The sequence below is a fragment of the Kroppenstedtia guangzhouensis genome (assembly GCF_014637345.1).
GTDB lineage: Bacteria > Bacillota > Bacilli > Thermoactinomycetales > DSM-45169 > Kroppenstedtia > Kroppenstedtia guangzhouensis.
In genome coordinates this window covers 341,790-361,000 of sequence record NZ_BMEX01000004.1, presented here as the reverse complement: position 1 = coordinate 361,000, position 19,211 = coordinate 341,790, and the positions used below count along the sequence as shown (strand labels likewise).

The window sequence follows — 19,211 nt, the reverse complement described above, 5'->3', positions numbered from 1 at the left end:
CTTTTCATAGTGGCGGTTTCTCCTTCTTGGTTTGTCCACCACCGTTATACCAAACGGTTTAGGAGACCGCCACTTTCAATTTCCACGATTTTTGGGACATAGCCTGTATCTGCTTCATACAACTTAGAAATCAACTCAGAAAATGAATCGCATACATAACTGATAGCAGTTTTAGGACTGGTCTTCTCATGATCCCAAAAGACAATGCACGGATTTGACTCATTCTCACGATAGCTAAAGCAAATGTAGTTACCAAAAGGATCGCTTCCGATGGGATACACTTTCCTCGGTAAGCGTGTTTTGATCCAGTGATACTCCTTTAAAATGTAGTGCGGCTGTGTTTCATCATAACTTAACAACCGTTCAAAAACTGCTCCCTTCCGACCCTCAAAGTCAAAGTAGTTTGGATCAGGAACACCACCATGATTCTGCATTGCGTACTCCGCATAGTCAATAGGGAAACGAATTCCAAATTCTTTTTCAACATGCTCAATATCTTCTTTTTTTACTGGTTCATCTGTATCCAGCCACTTGACCAATATTATTCACCTCGATATTTACCTTTTCCGGCTTCTTCCCCTCCACCCCAAATTTCTCTACCACCTGTATGTCCAGCTTTTGCATGGACTTCTCTATCCACTAGTTGCATCTTTCCCCGCATCCCGCATAAACAGATCGAAGTTGAACAGTTGCCCGAGTACCATTATCAAATTTAACAGACCAGTCTGTCCTTTTCCCGTTTGGAAGAGTAACCAACTCTTTTAGGCTAAGAACATCCAAACCCCCTCCGTTTTGGAGGGGGTGTTTACTTAGTTAGATCGAGTCCTATTCATAAATCTTCTGTAAAGCGAATCTCCCCTTCTACGATCCACACAGGTAGTAATGGAGATCAGTGGACAAAAAGGAGAAATAGTTTCATCTTTAAACACAATCTGCGGAATTCCATAGAAGACATACTTGGGATTGTCCAAAGGAATCTCCCATATACCACCAATATTTCTTCTGAAGGTTTCTCCTACATACCTTGCAAGTTTGTCCAATATTGCGCTGTTTGATTCGATTTCGGGAATGGTTTTGTAGTTGGAAATGATCCATTCTTCCAGGCGCAGAAGCGATTGCGGAGAGTAGTCCAATTGAAGCTCACTCGGCATTTCCTCCACAAACTCGTCTAAAAGATCCCCCATTTCCATCAGCCAATATTGGAAGTTGTCATTCTCCTCTTCTATGTTGAGTACTTTTTTGTCGCTCAATCATGTCCCACCTTTCTCAATAATTTTGTACTTGATCCCTGCCTCTCGGATAGCCTCCAGCAATGGCTGGCTTGCTCTCGCATCTTCAAAAACCCAAGTTATATCCCAGTCTTCCTTAACCAACATCGCATCTCTTTCAACCTCCCATTTTATCTCCTCTGTCAGAGAAAAATATCCTGATCTTGGTGTTTCTCCCGTTCTTGTTTTGTGTTCGATTGCTCTTTGATTTTTAAGGTCAGCAATATCTAATACCCTTGTATGGCCATTTATAGTCACCTCTACTTCTCGTTCTCCCCAGCCAATTCTCTTATGATAATCATCCATGGTCTTCTGAGCTTTTTTGCCCTTTGCATATTGCTTTCATACACTTTACTCCAACGCTCGTAACTCCATGTTCCTCCGCCTTCCTTATACTCTTTCCATCTTTGGGCTTTATGCTCTGGTGTTCCTGCCTTAAATTCCTTCTTAGCCGTTCCTCCACCCTTACCTGTAGCCTTGTTATACCCCTCCGCCGCTTCCTGCCCGTTTTTCTTCACCCACGGCATCGCCAGTGTGCCGTCGCCGGAGACACCGGGGATCATTTGTTGCAACTGTTTTCCCAAGGCGGGGGAGCCGTCGAGGACTGCTCCGGCATAGGGGATCAATATGCCGATCATGCCGGCAATGGTGGCACTTTTCCAATCGAATTTCCGGTCTCTCAACCAGTCAAAAGCCGATTGATCCGCCACTCCTCCACTGCCGCCGCCGATGATCTTGGGCAACCACTTCTGTATGAATGGACTGAGCGTGGATTGCGCCAATTTGGCTCCCACATATCGGGTGACCCCGGCGAACACACCATAACCGAAGACTCCTGCAAATCCACCGATTCCCGCATCCCGCAGGATGGTGCTTAAATCGTTTCCCTGAAGCCACGAAACCCCGCCGGAAATGGCTCCACTGACCAGCATCGTTCCCCCAAGGGGAGGGGATACAAAGAGAGCAATGATGGTTGCGGCTAAACCGATGGTAAATTCGGGATGATCCATTCCAAAACTGACTAACTCAAAAAACGGATCGACCCCGGTGATAGCACCAATCAGCTTGGAAAAGCCAATCAAACCTTTTAGTTGGGGATGTTTTCCTATCTGATCATACGCAATCCGCTTCCCGACATAGTTGGAAATGCATTCCTGATCGTTTCCACAGTGTTTACGTGCTTCCTGAAGAAGCCTTTTTATACGCTCTTCACGCAACTGCTTTTTCTTTTCTTCACTGGGGCCAGAAAGAAGCTCTCCCCCTTTTTTCTTGATGCAGTCCCAGCTTAGTGCACATTCATACCAATGTGGATCACTCTTTACTGGCCGGGGTTGGTTTTCAAGGTCAGGCTTTGTGACCAATTGAAGAGGATTTGGTTCTTCCGTTGGAGGTTCCGGCTCCGGGTCTTCTTTGGCCATGTACTTCCCGGCCTTACAGGAAGGTTCTCCGTTTTCATCGTAAAGGAAGGGAACAGAGCAAAGAATAACTTGTCGCAAGGATGCCTGCACCGGCTCACTTTTTACAATTCCGACCACAATTCCCGCCAACATCGCGGCGGCCACCACCACAAACACATATTCAACGGTGGGGGAGCCTCTTCTGCTTCTTACCTTTCGAAGGAGCAAACGTAAAAAATCTAATCAACCACGCTCCCTTTTTGGAAGAGTTCGTCAACTGGATTATAGTTTATCTTGACTTTCCTAACCAATAGGACTTTAGTTGTGAAAAGAAAAAATCCAGCTATAGCTGTATTGCGGAAGTTTTATGGGGTTAGTGCAGTCGCTTATAGGTTAAATGACTCAGGTTCTAAAGTGGAACATGACACCAATGGCAGGTGGAATACCCGATGGAGAGAAAGATCGGCTTATCCTCGTGATCCCGGTTGTTTTTGTGTTGCTGAGACGGTGCAATTTTCCCGTTGTCCGGTGGCTTCTGCCTTTGTATAATGGATTTTATGTGAAGATCTTAAAACCTTGTAAAGGAGGCGAGTCTGGGTGACTTTTTCCAAAAATACCCTGAAGGAAATGATCCTCATTCTGGCAGGATCTTTTATTTTTGCCCTGGGTATCAACTATTTTGCCATTCCCAACAAGTTAGCCGAAGGTGGGATCGCCGGGATCACCATTATCACCTATTATTTGTTTGAATGGTCACCGGGACTGGTCAACCTGGCATTAAATATTCCTTTGTTCTTTCTCGGTTTTAAAGTGTTGGACAAGCGTACCATGATTTATACGATCATCGGAACGATCGCTTCTTCCTTTTTTCTGGCCATCACTGATTCCTGGGGCGATCCGATTTCCGATGACACATTGCTGGCCTCACTTTTTACTGGGGTGTTCGTGGGAGTCGGTCTCGGACTGGTGTTTCGTGCCGGGGGAACCACGGGCGGAGCTTCTATTCTGGCCCGGCTGGGTCATAAATACCTGGGGTGGAGTATCGGCCGCTCCTTATTCGCCTTCGATCTGCTGGTGTTGATGGGGGCTTATTTTGTAATCGGCCGCGAAAAGGTGATGTACACCCTTGTTGCCGTGTTTATCGGGGCGCGTGTGGTGGATCTGGTTGTTGAGGGAATGGATGCCCGTAAAGCGGTTACCATCATCTCCAACTCTGCCGTTGCCATCTCCGATAAAATCACTCACGAAATGGAACGGGGAGTTACCCTCCTTAAGGGGCGGGGCGGCTATACCAGGACAGATAAAGAGGTTTTGTATATTGTGATCAACCGCCAGGAACTGCCCAGATTGAAACAGTGTGTTCATCAGGTGGATCCTTCTGCCTTTCTGGTGGTGCATGATGTGCGGGATGTTTTGGGAGAAGGCTTTACATTTGAACGGACCGCCTCTTAGGCAAATGGTCTCTTCTGTTGGAAAGTAAACAAACGGTTCCGGTAACATCCGGAACCGTTTGTTTATTTGACCATAGCTATGGAAATCCCATCAAATGCCGGCAACATGGCACTCAGAAGGCATTCATCGGTGGCAAACCGCTGATTGAATGTACGTACTGCCTTCACGCGGTCCTCATCAACGCTTTCGTCAAAAACCTTTCCCCTCAATAAGATATTGTCAGCAGCAATGATCGCACCCGGACGAGCCAATTGAATTGCATAATCGAGATATCTGGGATAACTCTGTTTATCTGCATCGATGAAAAAGAAGTCGAAGCTCTCCCCTTTTTTCACCAGGGAGGCCAAGGTTCCCAATGCATCTCCAACCACATATGAAACCCGATCTCCCAGACCCGCTTCGATCAGGTTTCTGTGGGCGACACGGGCATATTCCTCTTTCAACTCCAACGAAACCAACTCTCCGTCTTCATCCAATCCCCGAGCCAGGCAGATTCCGCTGTAACCACCCAGTGCACCGATTTCCAGAATTCGTTTGGCTCCGGATAGGCGGACGAGCCAAGTCAGAAATCGCCCCAATCCGGGGCTGACCGAGATGGAAGGCATTTCATTCTCTATGATTGTCTCTTTCACTTTTTCCAACATGGGATCTTCCCCATAGATGGATTCGATATAACGCGTGCTCTCTTTCACCGTTTCAACTCCCTCCAAACATCTGCAGAGGATTTACCTGCCTCCATCTATTCATTAAACCCCAAACGACCCACAGATTGAAAGCCTCTCGTTTCAAGAAATTTCATCTGATGTGGAAAGGAAGTGATGCAATCGGAGCCGTCGAGGCTTTCAATATGAGTCTGAGCCAGCTCGGATCGGGTGATCCGCACGGAAAGAATGGTCTCCGGCGGTTCTTGTTCTCTCCCTTGATCCAAAAGCTCTCCTTCCACATGGATCAACACTTCGTCAACGGGTAACAGAGCGAAAAGTTCCCGGGAAATACGAAGGACACAACTGCAGACATATTCCTGATAAATATGATTCCTCATTGTCAAAGTCATCTGTTTCGTGGACACATTTCCCTTCACAGTCAGTCTCTTTTCCGTATCCGGGATCACCTCTCCGGACTTGGCTTGGAACACCACTTCCACCCGGTCGGTGTCCATCATCAAAACCAAGTTGGAACCGAGATCAACGATATCGTCAAAGGGAGCTTCCATCCGCAACACTTCCGCATAGGCTTGGAGATCCCCCTCCAAAACCCTTTTGGCCAGCTCCGTCCGAACTTGCCACTCCTGCAAATCTTGTTGATCCCGCTGCCGCGCCTCAACCACTTTTTGTTCCAAGCCCTTTCTTTTCTTTTCCTCTTTCTTGAACAATCGATCCCATGAAGACGGCTTATAATTGTCCAAATCGATAGCTGCCCCGCGCTCATTCGGCCCGGGAAGACCCGGTTCAAAAGGAGGAAGTTTTGCAGCTTCCGCTTGCCAATCGATGGGCTCCGTACATTCCAGATGAACCGTCTTCATCAGCTCCATCTGGTTTTCAAACTCCTTCACTTCCAACCGGTTACGCTCTTTCCCCGCTTGTTTTCCCCTTATTTGACGACGAATTTCAGCTTGTTGTTGTCGGGAAGCGCGGGCCCGTCGGAAGCTCAAACGCAGTTCGTCATACCGCCCTGTCTCCGTAATCCCGAACCTTGCTCCGGAATCAGACGGACTGCCCCCTGCACGAAGACCCGAGGTTCCACCACTGACACTCAAACCCCTTTTACAAATATTGAGTCTGACTCCCCGGCCGAGACTGAAACTCTTCCGAAAACCAAACTCCATCCCTGTCCCTCCTTCATAAATATTTATTCGTATCCAACATCCGTTTTTAGACCTATTTGCGTATTTTTCCATTGTTAAAGTGGGACATCCCCGATCCGGAACCCGGTCCTTTTTCAGATGAGAGGGAAACAAAAAAGCCTCTGACCGATGAGGTCAGGGCAAGTTATAGTTTGCGGGCCCCCCTCCCGCCTGTGAGTATATCTAGAATCGCCGGAAAAACCGCGAAAAAGCTGTTCACAGGGAGGATCACGTTTCATATGGAGTGATTTTGGCGGTTCTGAACGGCGGAAAAGGTCATGGAAACCCAATCCCGACCACGGCCAACCTTAAATCACAACGCTGATGGAAGTGTGGTGATTTAAATGTGTTCTTGGACAGAAAATAATGGAAAACATTCGTTATTACACTCATATTCACCTCTGTCATCCCGGTTCAGACAAAGCCAAGGAGAAGTGTTAACATTATTTCCGGAAAATTAGGAACCACTCTTCTCAGCAGATTCCCCCGCTTAAGACACCTGCCCACACCGGCAATCACCACTGTCATTTCACCACAGATAAAAGTCTTTGGAGAGGAAGACCAGATTCTCCACTTCAGTTTCTGTTTTTCCTACCAGGTTGGATGCACCCCCACAAGTCCCTCATATCATCCTATAGAAGGGTACCGGAAATGCTTAAACTGCACACGAAAAAAGCTCAAAAAAAGGAGGGAATCTCTCCCTCCTCATTGCGCTTCTTTGATTATTGGCCGATCACGTCATCCTTCAGAGACGCCACTTTTTCGATCACTTGGTCAATCGATTCCTGATCCACATCAAAGTTTGCCAGGGAATCGGACAAGTGCATGGCAACAATCTGAAATTGTTCCGGTGTGATGTTTAATCCTTTGTGTGCTTTCTGCATACTTCTGCCGGTATAATGATTGGGTCCTCCCACCGCAAAAGAAATAAAGGCCGCTTGATGTCGTTTCAGTCGATCCATATCGGTTTGGTCAAAGATAAAATTGATGCGATCATCTGCAAGGATCCTCTTATAGAACTCTTCCACCACAGCTACCACCGCCGCTTGTCCACCCAACTTCTCATAAAGGGAAACCGCTTGTTTTTCCATTGTAAACCCCCCCAGATTATTGATTAATAATAAAAGGCTTCACAGAGCGGATAAATGCTTCGATCTTGGCCCGATCTTCAAGCTCCACGTTCAATTTACGGAGAGTGGCATTCAGATGTCTGATGGTGGCTTCATATTGTCTGTCCGTGATGTTCAAGCCTGTGTGAGACTCCCGGAGTGTGCTGCCGTCATACTTGACAGGTCCCCCCAGAGCATAGGCAAGAAACTGCGCTTGGTGCTTGCGCAGACTTACAAGATCCACTCCGTCAAAGACACTGGAGACCACTGGATCATTTATCATTCTATCGTAAAATTCATTTACCACTGCGCGGATGGCCGTATTTCCACCCAGTTTATCGTAAAGAGTGCGAACTTCATCACGGTTTATCTCTTCTTTCAATGTAAACCACCCATTTCCGACTCTTTAATCTTCAGACGAGTACGCTTATAATTTTAGTATAGCCATATCCTAATTGTAAACAAACAATTTTGTCTAGCGGTAATATTTAGAAGTTAAACTTGTACTCATGGAATTGATGGATTTACCCCTGCTTGGACAGATTCCGGAAAATATAAAGCCTCCTGCGGAGTTTCCAATTGATCCAGCTTGCCTTGATCCACATATACCTTCTGTGTTTTGACAAATTTTGTGATATCTTCAATTTCCACAATCCAATCCCGAGCATAGCGAACCAGTGTCTCCCCTCGCAATCCCAACTGAACAGCCCGGCGTTTTACCGGTCTGCCGAAGGGATCGTGATCGGGATCCCATTGAAGCCGCACTTCGCTTTTCCAAAGATCCTTTTGCCACTCCTCCAGGCTGGGATGAAGAACTGGATTCCAGGTACTGTGCACCGCCTGCTCCAGCAGGGAATCAAAACCGGATCTTCGGATATGGATCGCCAGGATCGTCTCTTGATCCGGTTTGGAACCCCAACCGGAACGAAACATCATCCATAAAAAGTTGGTCTTGATCCAACTCATCCGGTTAAACCGGAATGGACCGCCAAAACACCCATGACCCACTGCAAAACGACCGATCGCGGGCTTGTAAGCCTGATAGACCACGATCGTGGTCTCGTCATACTGTGCCAGGATGTGACGGCCCTCGGAGGGCCATCGCCTCACTTGTTCCATGTATCTCTCAATTTTCAATCGGATATGATCTCCCCCTGAAATTGATCCGTCCTGCCGATTTTTTCTTGATTATAACAACCACGAAAAGGTTCGGAAAGCAAAGTCCGACGCCTACCGCCAGGATAAGCTTTTCCCACTTCCATCCCATGGGATAAGATTGCAAAGAAAAAGGTTCTGCCCATCCGTTTTCTTATTCGTCATTTACTGCGGAGAAGTCCTTTTTTGAAAGGGGTGAAAGACAGGAGACACCGCGCTCGATCGATAGATCTCCTGTCGATAATTTCTATGGAACAACAGATCTTGTCCACATTGCAACGAATCGAGAGTGAACATGATGTAAGAATCCTGTTCGCGGTGGAATCAGGCAGTCGGGCATGGGGATTTGCATCCACTGACAGTGACTATGATATCCGCTTTGTCTACAGACGGTCCGTTCGGGATTATATGCGGGTAAGCCCACCTCGGGAGGTGATTGAGGAGCCGATCGTGGACAATTTGGATGTGAACGGATGGGACTTGCTCAAAGCTGTCCGGCTGTTTCGCAAATCCAATCCCACATTGATGGAATGGCTGTTTTCCCCTGTCGTATACCGGGAGCAGGGAGCCTGTGTCGGTCCGTTGAGGAGATGGGTGCGATCACATTACTCCCTGCATCGCCTCGCCCATCACTACCTGAACATGGCCAAGGGAAATTATCGGAGTCACCTTCGGGGGAAGTCACAAGTCCGACTAAAAAAATATTTGTACGTTCTCAGACCCTTATTGTGTATCCGTTGGATGGAACAGCGGTGGGCACCGCCGCCGACATCGATTTGGGCAATTTTGGAGGAAACTGAACTTCCGGTGGCAGTACAGACTGCCCTGGTGGAGTTGTTGCACCAAAAGATGAACGCCGCTGAATTGGAAACCGGCGCTCCTCACCCGGTTTTGCACGAATTCATTCAATCCGAGCTGAATAGGATCCCCGGAATCATCCCCCGCCTCCCCCGGCAAACCCCGCCGGAAACCTCTCTCGATGAACTGGTGTGGACGGAGCTGGGAATCTGATGCGGCATCAAAGTTTGAAAGATATCTGAATAAAAGGTATCAGGGAAGTACTCACCTATGCCTTTTCAAAAACGAATATACCGTTCCCACTCTTCCCGATCCCCCATAAAAACATTGAGATCCACATGGGTATCCACCCCGCGAACTCTGCCTCTGTTACTGTATTGCCAAAAAGACCCGTCCCGGTCATCCTCCAGGGAAGGGGGCCTGAGGATATCTCTGATCCAAAGGTCAAATTCCTTGAAGTCCCCTTTCACATAGGTGTTATACGTATCATAGGTCACATACAATATCGGCTTCTTGCCATAATGTTTTTCCATTTCAGTTGCCAGCCGGTGTAATTCCCGCCTGACTTGATCCCGGTCATGGTTCAAATGGATTTCCAGGTCGATCACCGGTGGCAAACTGTCCGTCTGCTTCGGAACGGTTCGGATAAAGTTTTGTGCCTGTTTTTCTCCGGAGCTCCTCATGGAAAAGAAATGGTAAGCTCCGGTCCGTATTCCGTTCTCTCTGGCTTCCTTCCAATTGGTTTGAAAACGGTGATCCACAAAGTCGTGACCTTCTGTCGCTTTCATAAACACAAATTTCAGGTCCTTCCGATCCGTCACCTTTTTCCAATCAATCCTCCCCTGATGATGGGAGACATCCAAACCTTTCACTTCATAATTCATGGCGAACAGTTCATTGTGCCAGATGATCCCCTGGTACTCCAGAAATGCCAACACCAAGAGAACCACCAATATGCTGATCAGCCAAAACCGTCGTCTCATCCCATCACCTGTGTCTACTGGTTTTTTAAGCCCATCTGAAAATTGCTCAACACTGAAGAATTTTCCCTTCCCCTCGATCGCCCAACTCTCACCCATTTCGACAATCTGCGAAAAAAACCTTTTTTTAAGTTCGAAAAGGAATTTCGCTTTCTTCTTAGAATATTTCTACACTTGTGTTAATCTTCATCCTGTTTTCAGACAACTCAATTCATACAATGATATTCTGACCCAAGGAGGATAAGCGATGTCGCAGAGATGGCTGCGCCGTGAAGGAGAAAAATGGGTGCGGGAAGGGATTATTTCCGAGAATCAGTGGAAACAGATCTTGTCACGGAAAGGTGAAGAGAGAAGCCATTGGCTGCCGGTGCTGTCCGGAATCCTGGTGGGACTGGGAATCCTCTCCTTCGTCGCTTCCAACTGGGACGGGATCCCTCCTCTTATGCGCCTTTGGATCCTGGTGATATCCATGGGCGGATTTTACATTGCGGGCGAAATCCGAACCCGGAAGGGTTTTCTCCATACCGGCGGCAGGGAAAGGAACTTCCGATCATCGTCTCGTCTATGTACTTCTCACGCCTGATCAGGGACACTGGAAGGTAAAATCCATCCATTCCGGACCCCCAAATCCCAAAGAAAGGATCCGGGCCCGGGCCACCACAACTTGGTGGTTCAATCCGGAAAGGGAAGAGCCAAAGAAAATCATTCACCTCCGCTACGGCTTGGAACAATATTGTGCGCCTGAAAATACGAAACGTGCCCTGAAGGAGTCCCGGCAATCCATGACAGTACGTGTTAAGGTGGCTCCATGGGGACAGGCGAAGATTACGGGAATAGAGTAAAAACATCAAAACACCGACCCTCGCAGATCGAAGAGGTCGGTGTTTTTTTGCATGGGCTTATCACCAACGGACCGGCTCCCCGGCCCGTAGGGTGAAGACGGATTCGATTCGGCCCACAGTCTGACCCTTTGCATTTTTCACTTCCGGACGGGTATAAGCCGCCAAAAGATCCAATTCACCAGTATCTCTTCCGATTCCCAGCTGGCGAAGGATTTCTGTCACCGCTTCATAGAGGACCCGTTCCGCCCCGTCCTCCACTTTGACAGCAATCCCGAGTCCCTCTTTCCGGTCACCGACGCAATAGACAGATTCTGCTCCCAGTTTACCCACCAGCCGGCCGTTAAAGGCTTTCATCAGATCTGTGCAGTAACGATTCCTTCCCCCAACCATTTCCGGATGCTGCACCATGGCATCTGTCACTTGTTCCATCGCCCGACGCCGGAAAGGATCTTCCACGTGGGAAGGACTGGCTAGCCGCGCATAGATGGCGGCGAGACGATCCAAAGGCAATCGATAAGCCGGAACACCACAACCGTCCAACCCATATACGATCTTCTTTGCCGAGATACCGGAAAGGAAGGAGACTTCCTCCAGGATGCGCCTTTGCACCGGATGGTCCGCATCGGAATACCCGACAGGGTCCTCTTCCATATGAACAGCAGTAGCCGCCATTCCGGCATGTTTTCCCGAACAATTGTTATAAACGGGGGTGGGATCCTCCCCCCGCCGGATCAAGGCATGATAACTGTCCCGATCCCGCGGTGGATGAGTTCCGCATTCCAGGTTCTCTTCCGACAGTCCGGCGCGCTTCAGCATCGTGATCACCCGGTCCCGATGAATTTCCTCACCACTGTGGGAAGCACAGCACAATGCCAGATCAGCCGCTTCAAAAGCGAACCGCTTGGCCGCCCCGGAAATCACCACCGGCAAGGCCTGTACTGGTTTCAACGCTGATCTGGCAAAAGTCGGGCGAAAGGCATCTCCCAAATGCCACAGCAGTTTCCCTGAAGGTTCCACAACTGCCGCGTGAATCCGGTGAGTACTTTCCGGCCATTCTCCCCGATATACGCGAACCACATCCTCCATCACAATTCTCCTCTCGGATGATGATAAAAATAATCTCTTCTAACAGCTTAACGGAGGATCAGTCTTTCGTACACCAGTGACTTTCACCATACAGATGAATCACCTAAAGGCCACTTCCTTCAAGCGCATCCTCAGGCTCTCCCCAAAGGATCCGCCGAAATTGAAAACGCTTTCAGTGACTGCACATTTCTCGGTATTTATTTGAATCTGGATGGGCGGACAGGAAGTGACAAAAATCCGGTTCTTTTGTGGTACAATTCATTATATGCCACAGCGTTCCGATATGCTGACACAAACGTTTCCCGAGGTTTATCCCTGAAAGGACGACAACGGACGATGTATACTCCCATACTGGACAACTATCCACTCTGGGCCTCATTGACAGCCATCATCCTGGCCCAATGTCTTAAAGTACCCTGGAATTTCAGCATCACCCGCAAATGGGATTGGACCTGGCTATTTAACACCGGTGGGATGCCCAGCGGTCATACCGCCACCGTCACTTCCCTCGCCACCGCCGTTGGGCTCTGGGAGGGATGGGGTTCCCCACTGTTTGCAGTAACCACCATTCTTGCGGTCATCGTGATGTATGATGCCACCGGTGTCCGCCGCCAGGCGGGTATGCAGGCACAAGTCTTAAACCGGTTAGCGCAGGATTTCACACAATTGATGGAAGAACTTCGCCACAAGCACAAATCCCGCCACGAAACCGGAGTCAAACTGAAGGAAATCCTCGGCCATCAACCCATTGAAGTTTTTTTCGGTGCCTGGTTTGGGATTGGAGTAGCTCTAATCCTGTATGGATTATGGATACGATGATTCCTAGATCTATTGAAAAGCGACTTTCCCTGTGACGGGCTTTCACGACATATCCTGATGGGAGATCATAGAAAGCGGGACATGAAAATTTCATCCACATATTCTCCGTTTAGGATCGCTTGCCGACGGCGGCGCCCCTCCAGCCGAAATCCGTATTTTTGATACAGCCGGATGGCCCGGTCATTGTTGGACCAAACGTCCAGATTGATTTTTTCAATTCCGTTGACCTTGGCCCAATCAATCGTATACTCCATCAACTTTTTTCCCAAGCCCATGCCACGATATCCCGGGATGATCCAGGTGCGAAAGGCGGCTGTATGATCACTGATCCCCCGGGAACCCCGTCTCAACCGGGCAGTTCCTGCGATGATCCCGTCCACTTTCACCACTGCATACAAACCACCGGAGTCCTGAATCTGTTCAATCTCTTCTTCCTGTTCACGGGAATCCGGCAATGAATCCGGCGCTTCATCCAAATACACCTTTTCCCGAACCACTCGGGCCAATCGTTTCCGCAACTCAGGTGCATCCTCCCCTCTTGCTTGGCGGATCACCACCATGTGTCCGTTAACAGGATATGTCCGTTTTTCCTGAAATAAAGTGACAGGCATCAGCATCCATCTCCTCTCAATAGGTTGATCAATCCAGCCGTTGCATCATGGCACAAGGGAGGTATTCGAATGCAACGGATTGTTTCCATTTGTCCAAGTAACACGGAAATATTGTGGGCGCTCGGCCTCGGCGAAAACATCGTTGGTGTCGATGATTATTCCGATTGGCCCGAGGCAGTTCACCGTTTGCCCCGGTTGGGCCCGGATCTTCAGATCGACATGGATCATTTGCAATCCCTGCAACCGGACTGGGTGCTGGCTTCCCTCAGTGTTCCCGGAATGGAAAAAAACATTGAAGCTTTGCGGCAGACCGACATCCCCTTTGTCGTGCTACACGCCGGCGGTTTGGAAGATATACCAAAAGATTTCATCCAAGTGGCCCGACAAGCAGGGATGGAAAAGAGGGGAGAAGAGCTCGCCAAAGCTTTCCACACCAAATTGGAATCAATTCGGTCCAGGATTCCCCAGGACCGTCCTTCCCCCCGACTCTATTGGGAATGGTGGCCCAAACCGGTGTTTACACCCGCCAAAGAAAACTGGCTGACAGATGTCAGCCGGGTGGTGGGAGCAATCAATGTGTTTGAAGATGAAGAGGGACAGAATCTCTGCACGGATTGGCAAAGCGTAGCTGCCAGAGAGCCCGATTACACCCTGGCAGTTTGGACCGGTGTCCCCGTCGAGCGGGTCCGTAAAGAGAAGATCACAGGTCGGCCAATATGGCAGGGACTCCCCTTTGCCCGGGAAGATCGGGTCCATATTCTTGAAGAAGGATGGTACTGCCGTCCCTCCCACCGCATCCTAACCGGTATCGAACACTTGGCCCACATTTTGTACCCGGACCGTTTCGACCCGCCGGATCCCGACCACCCTCTTTAAAGTATTCCCCGGTGGAGCTCGCTTCCATGAATCAGTTTGTCTCATAATAAAAAACTGCATTCCCTGGGGAATGCAGTTTTTTACGTTTAAACCTAAAACATGCGATAACCTTTTTTTCTTAAATGACGAATTGTCAAACCTCCACCGAGGATTCCAATCAGACCCACGGTCAGCATCAAGTAGTCTCCACTCTTCAGATGGAAAGTGAACAGATAGTATCCCAAAAGTCCCAGGTACAGGATCAAAGGTAACCAAGTGGTCTTTAAGATCATATTCAAGATAAAGGAAATCCCAAAACCCAGAAATCCGAATAGTGGAATCCCGATCACAATCTGGGGCAGGCTCACAGATCATCGCCTCCGCTAACCTCATCGCACATATTCCTCTGCACATTTTAACACAGTTCCGCTCCCTGTGCGACAGACTGGTGAACAAGTTGTGGCAGTCCGCCAACAATTGCCCTGTTCCGTTTGCTACAGGAAAACCCATTCGATACAATGGGAGTTGGAACCAAGAGACAAGGAGGACTGTCACATGCGTCCAAAAAGTGGAGGAAGACCTCCGATGGGCCGTCCCGGCCAATCCGCTGAGTCCGCCCCAAGCGGTCAGCAGAAAAAGCTGCCGACCCAGTTCGTCAACTTTGTCTTCTTTAAAGTGGATTCTGCTTGGCGCCGTTTGGACCGCGAAGAGCAGGAAGAGGGAAAAAGGGAATTCGCTGCCGTCGTGAAGGAATATCAGGAAAAAGGGGTAATGGTTCACTCCTATTCCATGGTCGGCATTCGTTCCGATGCTGATTTCATGTTATGGCGGATCGCCAAAAACGTGGAACAGTTCCAGGAAATGATGACACGACTCCTTCACACCGGGCTTGGCAAATATCTGGAGATCACCTATTCCTATCTCTCCTTCACCAAACGGAGCATGTATGTGGATAAAATGGATCCGGAACACCAAAACCCCCGGGTTTACATCATTCCCGGGATGAAGAAATACCTTTTCGTCTACCCCTTCATCAAGACACGGGACTGGTACCAGTTGTCGTATCCAACCCGCCAAGGGATGATGGACGAGCATATTCAGGTGGGAAGCAAATACCCCTCAGTGAAGCTGAACACCACCTACAGCTTCGGTATTGACGATCATGAGTTTGTGGTCGCCTTTGAAACCGATGAGGTCACCGATTTTTCTCTGTTGGTGCAAGAGCTTCGTGAGACAGAAGCGAGCCGGTACACTCTCCGGGATGTGCCCATGTTTACCTGTATCCATCACTCGGATGTGATGAACGCGCTAAACACTCTCTAAAGGAGAAAAGCCCGGCCCTTTTCAGGCCGGGCCTCCTTGATTACCGGGAGCGGAGCCCCTGGTCCCGTGACAACCCTCGCGAGACTCAGTCCTCAACAGGAGCTGAACATAACCATCAACGCAGTTTTTTTCCGAAATCGTCCTCCTCTCTCTCTGCTTGGTTCCCACTTCTCAGATCATCATCAACCTGGATCAAGAGGGATATTACATAAACAACCATCCCCTTTATTTCCGGGAATAAACGATATATCTTTGGTATCCGTAGTCTCGTTTCAACTGAATTTTCTGTCGGACCATGGACAGTTCAGTCCCCTTTTCTTCCGATAGGACCTGACGAAGGAGATCCGTCGAGCGGGGATCCACCAGCAGCTCCGCAGGAGGAACAAATTGTGCATCCATCACTTCCTTTCCGTCCGGAACCGGTTCACCCCGCTCCGGCAACAAGCGGAAAAAAAGACAGTTGTCACTTTCCCCTGTTCGCAAAACCCCGGTGCGAACCGCGATCAGCCCCAGGGTTCGAGCCTGAATTCCGGTCTCTTCCCGTACCTCCCGCTCTACAGCTTCATCCAATGTTTCACCAGGGGAGACAAATCCACCAGGCAAAGTCCATAATCCTTTGGTTGCTCCATACTTTTTTCGAACCACCAACACATCCCCGTTTTCCCTGCATACCAGCCCACCCACCCCCAACCAGACCCCACCGCGTTTCATGGCATCACCCCGTCATTTTGAATGGAATCAGGAATGTCGATTAACCAAAGTCATAGGCGTTGAAAAGGGAGTCCTGTGGTTCGTAGCCAGGACCGGGAGCGAAGCGAACCTAACAAGACTTGTATATAACCGATGTCGTGTGGTATTACACGACCTCCCCCCTAATCGACACACCTAGGCTCGAATAAGAAACCCCGTTCATCACGGAACGGGGTGATCAGTCCTCATCATTAGAATTTCGCTTTCTTAAACATCAAGGGGAGACCCCCGATCATATAGAACCAGCGCCAGTCATTGATCCGTTTCATGATGGAAGCGGTGGAACCGGATATCTTCCTGCCGAAAGCCACCCCAATCGCAGAACCGCGTCCGAGAGATGCCAGTGTCCCCTTTGACTCAAACTTAAAGGGCTTCATGGAACCCCCCCGCAACAGAGCAACCAAGTTGCTGGAAAGGTGTTGTCCCTGTTGGGTCGCCATCTGCGCCGTGGGTGGGAAGGGACGCCCCTCGTCATTGAAGATCAGGGAGCTGTCTCCCACCACAAAGAAATCTTCACGACCTGGCACACGCAAGTATTCATCCACTTTGACACGGCCACGGGCTGTTTCGATTCCGGCTTCCTCCAGCAACGGATTGCCCCGCACACCACCGGTCCAGACGACGGTGGCAGAATCAATCTTTTCCCCGCCTTTCAGAATCACGCCATCCGGAGTGCATTCTTCGATGGGCGTGCTGATCCGGAACTCCACGCCATGTTCCTCGAGATACTGCATGGCATACTTCACCAGTTCTTCATCAAAGCCCGGCAAGACTGTCGGGGCGGCTTCCACATTGACCAGGCGAACTTTTTCACGCGGGATGTCAAATTGGCGGCACAACTCGGGAATCCGGTCCACCAGCTCACCCACAAATTCAATCCCGGTAAAACCGGCACCCCCGACAACAATCGTCAACAGCTCATCCCGCTTTTCCTCATTGTTGTTGTATTGTGAGAACATGTACTCAATATGTTCCCGAATCTGGCGAACACCGTTGAGATTACGGATAAAGAAAGCGTTTTCCAACAACCCCTTAATACCGAAGGTTTCCGGGGCGCTCCCCAATCCAAATACCAGATAATCGTATTTTAAGGGTTCCCGCTCTGCCAGATGGACTTCTTTCTTTTCCGGGTCCACCCGAGTCACCTTGTCCTGTACAAAACGGACCTTCTCCTGTTTGAGAAGACCCGCAATCTCCACCCGGACATAATCCGGATCGAGGGTGCCAGCAGCCGGTTCGTGAAGTTTGGTGGTGACATAATGATACGGATTCAGGTTGACCAGAGTCACCTCTGCTTCCTGATGGTTCAACTCTTTCTGGAGGCTGACCGTGGTCATCAAACCGCCATAGCCCGCGCCCAGAACTACAATTTTAGGAAGAGCCATAAGTACCACATCCATTTATCCATGTTAAAAACATCACAAATAATTCGGTGTCCCTACGACCACCGAACACTATAGACCATAATAAGGTGAATCTCCACATTTGACAAGGGGGATCCTTTTGTCAGAAAGTCTTCCCCGACATCTTCCACCTATCCAAAATGGAATTGGTGAACTTGATCACAATATAACCTTTTTATTCCTATGACCTCACCGGAAGCATTGAAAAATCCCAGAATTCAAAACGCTGTAGCAGAGTCAATCATTATTCCTAAAAACAAAATGATTCCCATGTTTTGGCCCGGGGTCGTTGGTCAGTCACCGGTTTTCATGATAGAATACAACCGACCGGAACCGGCAGGGTGAACCGCGACCGCCGTCTCCCGGCGGAATCCCCCGGATTCACCACAGAATCCTTTTACATCACTTGGAGGTGCATCCATGCCAGAAGATGTTCAACAAAACCCCGAAGTGACGGAGATCACCATCATCGGGGGAGGGCCGACGGGACTTTTTGCCGCATTTTATGCCGGCATGCGCAATTCCTCCGTCAAACTGATCGAAAGCCTGCCCCAACTGGGTGGCCAACTTTCCGCTTTGTACCCGGAGAAATATATCTATGATGTGGCCGGCTTTCCCAAAGTATTGGCACAGGAGCTGGTGGATCAACTGGTGAAACAGTGCAAGTTGTTCGATCCGGTCTTCTGCCTCAATGAAAAGGTGCTCAACCTGGAGAAAAACGGGGAAGGGATCTTTGAAATCACCACCGATCGCGGAGTGCATCTATCCCGTTCCGTCATCATCACCGCCGGGGTTGGCGCTTTTGAACCACGGAAGTTGAAAATCCCCGGGGCTCAACGGTATGAAGGGGAAAACCTTCATTATTTCGTTAAGGACCTGCAACAGTTTAAAGGTAAAAAAGTATTGATCGCCGGGGGCGGCGACTCCGCCGTGGACTGGGCCAATATGTTGGAACCCATCGCGGAAAAGGTGACCATCATCCATCGTCGCGACCAGTTCCGCGCTCATGAATCCAGCGTACAAAAAATGAGGAATTCCGGCGTCCACGTGTTGACCTCCCGGGAAATCCTCGCCATTCACGGAGAGAGCCGGATTGAAAAAGTGGTGGTAGGCGACAAGAAACAAGCTCTGACTGAAGAGTTGGAAGTGGATGATGTCATCGTCAGTTTCGGTTTTGTCTCATCTCTCGGCCCGATCAAGGATTGGGGATTGGAGATTGAGAAGGGGTCGATTGTGGTCAACTCCCGGATGGAGACCAACATTGCCGGGGTTTATGCCGCGGGGGATATAACCACCTACCCGGGCAAAGTGAAGTTGATCGCTGTCGGTTTCGGTGAAGCCCCCACTGCTGTCAACAACGCCAAACAGTTTATCGACCCCAAGGCCCGCTTGCAGCCGGGTCACAGCTCCAATATGAAGTTTTGACCCCATATCACGCCGCCGTCCCTTAAAGACGCGGCTTCTTTTCTTTTTGAATGAACCACGCAGAAGGAGCCAAAATAGGGATAACCTGAAAAGGA

General features: G+C 49.3%; 25 protein-coding genes. 8 read left to right on the top strand and 17 right to left on the bottom strand.

Annotated elements, in window-relative coordinates:
- Window positions 1-44 precede the first annotated feature (44 nt).
- The 6 genes from IEV46_RS08370 to IEV46_RS18625 all read right to left on the bottom strand — a co-directional run bounded on the left by IEV46_RS08370 (window position 45) and on the right by IEV46_RS18625 (window position 3,179).
- Entirely contained in the window at window positions 45-539 is a 495-nt protein-coding gene (locus tag IEV46_RS08370) for an SMI1/KNR4 family protein (protein ID WP_188431866.1), read from the bottom strand.
- Between the two features lie 2 nt (window positions 540-541).
- Entirely contained in the window at window positions 542-649 is a 108-nt protein-coding gene (locus IEV46_RS08365; protein ID WP_229735987.1) for an HNH endonuclease, read from the bottom strand.
- A 160-nt stretch (window positions 650-809) separates the two neighbouring features.
- Window positions 810-1,250: a hypothetical protein gene (locus IEV46_RS08360; protein ID WP_188431862.1), complete on the bottom strand. Its 441-nt coding sequence runs from the start codon at window positions 1,248-1,250 to the stop codon at window positions 810-812.
- Complete coding sequence (locus IEV46_RS08355; protein ID WP_188431861.1) at window positions 1,251-1,574, bottom strand: hypothetical protein; 324 nt, start codon at window positions 1,572-1,574, stop codon at window positions 1,251-1,253.
- Window positions 1,529-2,893, bottom strand: a complete 1,365-nt coding sequence (locus IEV46_RS08350; RefSeq protein ID WP_188431859.1) for a DUF4244 domain-containing protein — start codon at window positions 2,891-2,893, stop codon at window positions 1,529-1,531. The genes IEV46_RS08355 and IEV46_RS08350 overlap by 46 nt, the downstream gene beginning before the upstream one ends.
- Window positions 2,894-3,074: 181 nt before the next feature.
- Window positions 3,075-3,179 carry a DUF255 domain-containing protein gene (locus IEV46_RS18625; protein WP_373284585.1) on the bottom strand — a complete coding sequence of 35 codons (105 nt, stop codon included), beginning with the start codon at window positions 3,177-3,179 and terminating at the stop codon, window positions 3,075-3,077.
- A gap of 113 nt (window positions 3,180-3,292) precedes the next feature.
- Here IEV46_RS18625 and IEV46_RS08340 point away from each other — a divergent pair, with 113 nt between their 5' ends.
- Entirely contained in the window at window positions 3,293-4,117 is an 825-nt protein-coding gene (locus IEV46_RS08340) for a YitT family protein (protein WP_188431911.1), read from the top strand.
- A 62-nt stretch (window positions 4,118-4,179) separates the two neighbouring features.
- Here IEV46_RS08340 and IEV46_RS08335 read toward each other — a convergent pair whose 3' ends face one another.
- The 5 genes from IEV46_RS08335 to IEV46_RS08315 form a co-directional block, all read right to left on the bottom strand.
- Window positions 4,180-4,809 (bottom strand): O-methyltransferase, encoded by a 630-nt coding sequence (locus tag IEV46_RS08335; protein WP_229735986.1) that lies wholly within the window; start codon window positions 4,807-4,809, stop codon window positions 4,180-4,182.
- Between the two features lie 47 nt (window positions 4,810-4,856).
- On the bottom strand, window positions 4,857-5,942 hold the full coding sequence (locus IEV46_RS08330) for a DUF4236 domain-containing protein (RefSeq protein WP_188431857.1): 1,086 nt from the start codon (window positions 5,940-5,942) through the stop codon (window positions 4,857-4,859).
- Between the two features lie 740 nt (window positions 5,943-6,682).
- Entirely contained in the window at window positions 6,683-7,051 is a 369-nt protein-coding gene (locus IEV46_RS08325; protein ID WP_188431855.1) for a group I truncated hemoglobin, read from the bottom strand.
- A gap of 16 nt (window positions 7,052-7,067) precedes the next feature.
- Complete coding sequence (locus tag IEV46_RS08320; protein WP_188431853.1) at window positions 7,068-7,451, bottom strand: group I truncated hemoglobin; 384 nt, start codon at window positions 7,449-7,451, stop codon at window positions 7,068-7,070.
- Between the two features lie 125 nt (window positions 7,452-7,576).
- Entirely contained in the window at window positions 7,577-8,206 is a 630-nt protein-coding gene (locus IEV46_RS08315; protein WP_229735984.1) for a DUF4291 domain-containing protein, read from the bottom strand.
- 213 nt (window positions 8,207-8,419) lie between these two features.
- Between IEV46_RS08315 and IEV46_RS08310 the strand changes: the two genes are divergently transcribed.
- Entirely contained in the window at window positions 8,420-9,235 is an 816-nt protein-coding gene (locus tag IEV46_RS08310; protein WP_229735999.1) for a nucleotidyltransferase domain-containing protein, read from the top strand.
- 65 nt (window positions 9,236-9,300) lie between these two features.
- Here the strand turns inward: IEV46_RS08310 and IEV46_RS08305 are convergent, their stop codons facing one another.
- A complete protein-coding gene (locus IEV46_RS08305) occupies window positions 9,301-10,005 on the bottom strand; it encodes a glycoside hydrolase family 25 protein (RefSeq protein ID WP_188431849.1) in 705 nt (234 codons plus the stop codon).
- A gap of 244 nt (window positions 10,006-10,249) precedes the next feature.
- On the opposite strand from IEV46_RS08305, the gene IEV46_RS08300 reads away from it, so the two are divergent.
- Window positions 10,250-10,585, top strand: coding sequence for a DUF2157 domain-containing protein (locus IEV46_RS08300; protein WP_188431847.1), 336 nt, complete (start codon window positions 10,250-10,252; stop codon window positions 10,583-10,585).
- Complete coding sequence (locus tag IEV46_RS18620) at window positions 10,488-10,844, top strand: GDYXXLXY domain-containing protein (RefSeq protein ID WP_188431845.1); 357 nt, start codon at window positions 10,488-10,490, stop codon at window positions 10,842-10,844. The genes IEV46_RS08300 and IEV46_RS18620 overlap by 98 nt, the downstream gene beginning before the upstream one ends.
- Window positions 10,845-10,904: 60 nt before the next feature.
- On the opposite strand, the gene IEV46_RS08290 is transcribed toward IEV46_RS18620, so the two are convergent.
- Window positions 10,905-11,930 carry an asparaginase gene (locus IEV46_RS08290; protein ID WP_188431843.1) on the bottom strand — a complete coding sequence of 342 codons (1,026 nt, stop codon included), beginning with the start codon at window positions 11,928-11,930 and terminating at the stop codon, window positions 10,905-10,907.
- 336 nt (window positions 11,931-12,266) lie between these two features.
- On the opposite strand from IEV46_RS08290, the gene IEV46_RS08285 reads away from it, so the two are divergent.
- Window positions 12,267-12,749, top strand: a complete 483-nt coding sequence (locus IEV46_RS08285) for a divergent PAP2 family protein (RefSeq protein ID WP_188431841.1) — start codon at window positions 12,267-12,269, stop codon at window positions 12,747-12,749.
- A 65-nt stretch (window positions 12,750-12,814) separates the two neighbouring features.
- Here the strand turns inward: IEV46_RS08285 and IEV46_RS08280 are convergent, their stop codons facing one another.
- Entirely contained in the window at window positions 12,815-13,360 is a 546-nt protein-coding gene (locus tag IEV46_RS08280) for a GNAT family N-acetyltransferase (RefSeq protein ID WP_188431839.1), read from the bottom strand.
- Between the two features lie 69 nt (window positions 13,361-13,429).
- Here IEV46_RS08280 and IEV46_RS08275 point away from each other — a divergent pair, with 69 nt between their 5' ends.
- A complete protein-coding gene (locus IEV46_RS08275; protein WP_188431837.1) occupies window positions 13,430-14,236 on the top strand; it encodes a cobalamin-binding protein in 807 nt (268 codons plus the stop codon).
- Between the two features lie 92 nt (window positions 14,237-14,328).
- Here the strand turns inward: IEV46_RS08275 and IEV46_RS08270 are convergent, their stop codons facing one another.
- Window positions 14,329-14,583: a YuiB family protein gene (locus IEV46_RS08270; protein WP_188431835.1), complete on the bottom strand. Its 255-nt coding sequence runs from the start codon at window positions 14,581-14,583 to the stop codon at window positions 14,329-14,331.
- A gap of 187 nt (window positions 14,584-14,770) precedes the next feature.
- On the opposite strand from IEV46_RS08270, the gene IEV46_RS08265 reads away from it, so the two are divergent.
- Complete coding sequence (locus IEV46_RS08265; RefSeq protein ID WP_229735983.1) at window positions 14,771-15,538, top strand: chlorite dismutase family protein; 768 nt, start codon at window positions 14,771-14,773, stop codon at window positions 15,536-15,538.
- A gap of 225 nt (window positions 15,539-15,763) precedes the next feature.
- On the opposite strand, the gene IEV46_RS08260 is transcribed toward IEV46_RS08265, so the two are convergent.
- Window positions 15,764-16,249 carry an NUDIX domain-containing protein gene (locus tag IEV46_RS08260; protein ID WP_188431833.1) on the bottom strand — a complete coding sequence of 162 codons (486 nt, stop codon included), beginning with the start codon at window positions 16,247-16,249 and terminating at the stop codon, window positions 15,764-15,766.
- Between the two features lie 230 nt (window positions 16,250-16,479).
- Complete coding sequence (locus IEV46_RS08255; RefSeq protein ID WP_188431831.1) at window positions 16,480-17,673, bottom strand: NAD(P)/FAD-dependent oxidoreductase; 1,194 nt, start codon at window positions 17,671-17,673, stop codon at window positions 16,480-16,482.
- A gap of 438 nt (window positions 17,674-18,111) precedes the next feature.
- On the opposite strand from IEV46_RS08255, the gene IEV46_RS08250 reads away from it, so the two are divergent.
- Window positions 18,112-19,116 (top strand): NAD(P)/FAD-dependent oxidoreductase, encoded by a 1,005-nt coding sequence (locus IEV46_RS08250; protein WP_188431829.1) that lies wholly within the window; start codon window positions 18,112-18,114, stop codon window positions 19,114-19,116.
- The last annotated feature ends 95 nt before the right edge of the window (window positions 19,117-19,211 follow it).

What these genes read in the sequence shown, in the direction of transcription:
- IEV46_RS08250 (WP_188431829.1), top strand. Translation starts at nt 18,112, where the DNA reads ATGCCAGAAGATGTTCAACAAAACCCCGAAGTGACGGAGATCACCATC.
- IEV46_RS08255 (WP_188431831.1), bottom strand. Translation starts at nt 17,673, where the DNA reads ATGGCTCTTCCTAAAATTGTAGTTCTGGGCGCGGGCTATGGCGGTTTG.
- IEV46_RS08305 (WP_188431849.1), bottom strand. Translation starts at nt 10,005, where the DNA reads ATGAGACGACGGTTTTGGCTGATCAGCATATTGGTGGTTCTCTTGGTG.
- IEV46_RS08340 (WP_188431911.1), top strand. Translation starts at nt 3,293, where the DNA reads ATGATCCTCATTCTGGCAGGATCTTTTATTTTTGCCCTGGGTATCAAC.
- IEV46_RS08280 (WP_188431839.1), bottom strand. Translation starts at nt 13,360, where the DNA reads ATGCCTGTCACTTTATTTCAGGAAAAACGGACATATCCTGTTAACGGA.
- IEV46_RS08325 (WP_188431855.1), bottom strand. Translation starts at nt 7,051, where the DNA reads ATGGAAAAACAAGCGGTTTCCCTTTATGAGAAGTTGGGTGGACAAGCG.
- IEV46_RS08365 (WP_229735987.1), bottom strand. Translation starts at nt 649, where the DNA reads ATGCAACTAGTGGATAGAGAAGTCCATGCAAAAGCTGGACATACAGGT.
- IEV46_RS08330 (WP_188431857.1), bottom strand. Translation starts at nt 5,942, where the DNA reads ATGGAGTTTGGTTTTCGGAAGAGTTTCAGTCTCGGCCGGGGAGTCAGA.
- IEV46_RS08290 (WP_188431843.1), bottom strand. Translation starts at nt 11,930, where the DNA reads ATGGAGGATGTGGTTCGCGTATATCGGGGAGAATGGCCGGAAAGTACT.
- IEV46_RS08355 (WP_188431861.1), bottom strand. Translation starts at nt 1,574, where the DNA reads ATGGATGATTATCATAAGAGAATTGGCTGGGGAGAACGAGAAGTAGAG.
- IEV46_RS08285 (WP_188431841.1), top strand. Translation starts at nt 12,267, where the DNA reads ATGTATACTCCCATACTGGACAACTATCCACTCTGGGCCTCATTGACA.
- IEV46_RS08275 (WP_188431837.1), top strand. Translation starts at nt 13,430, where the DNA reads ATGCAACGGATTGTTTCCATTTGTCCAAGTAACACGGAAATATTGTGG.
- IEV46_RS08300 (WP_188431847.1), top strand. Translation starts at nt 10,250, where the DNA reads ATGTCGCAGAGATGGCTGCGCCGTGAAGGAGAAAAATGGGTGCGGGAA.
- IEV46_RS08260 (WP_188431833.1), bottom strand. Translation starts at nt 16,249, where the DNA reads ATGAAACGCGGTGGGGTCTGGTTGGGGGTGGGTGGGCTGGTATGCAGG.
- IEV46_RS08265 (WP_229735983.1), top strand. Translation starts at nt 14,771, where the DNA reads ATGCGTCCAAAAAGTGGAGGAAGACCTCCGATGGGCCGTCCCGGCCAA.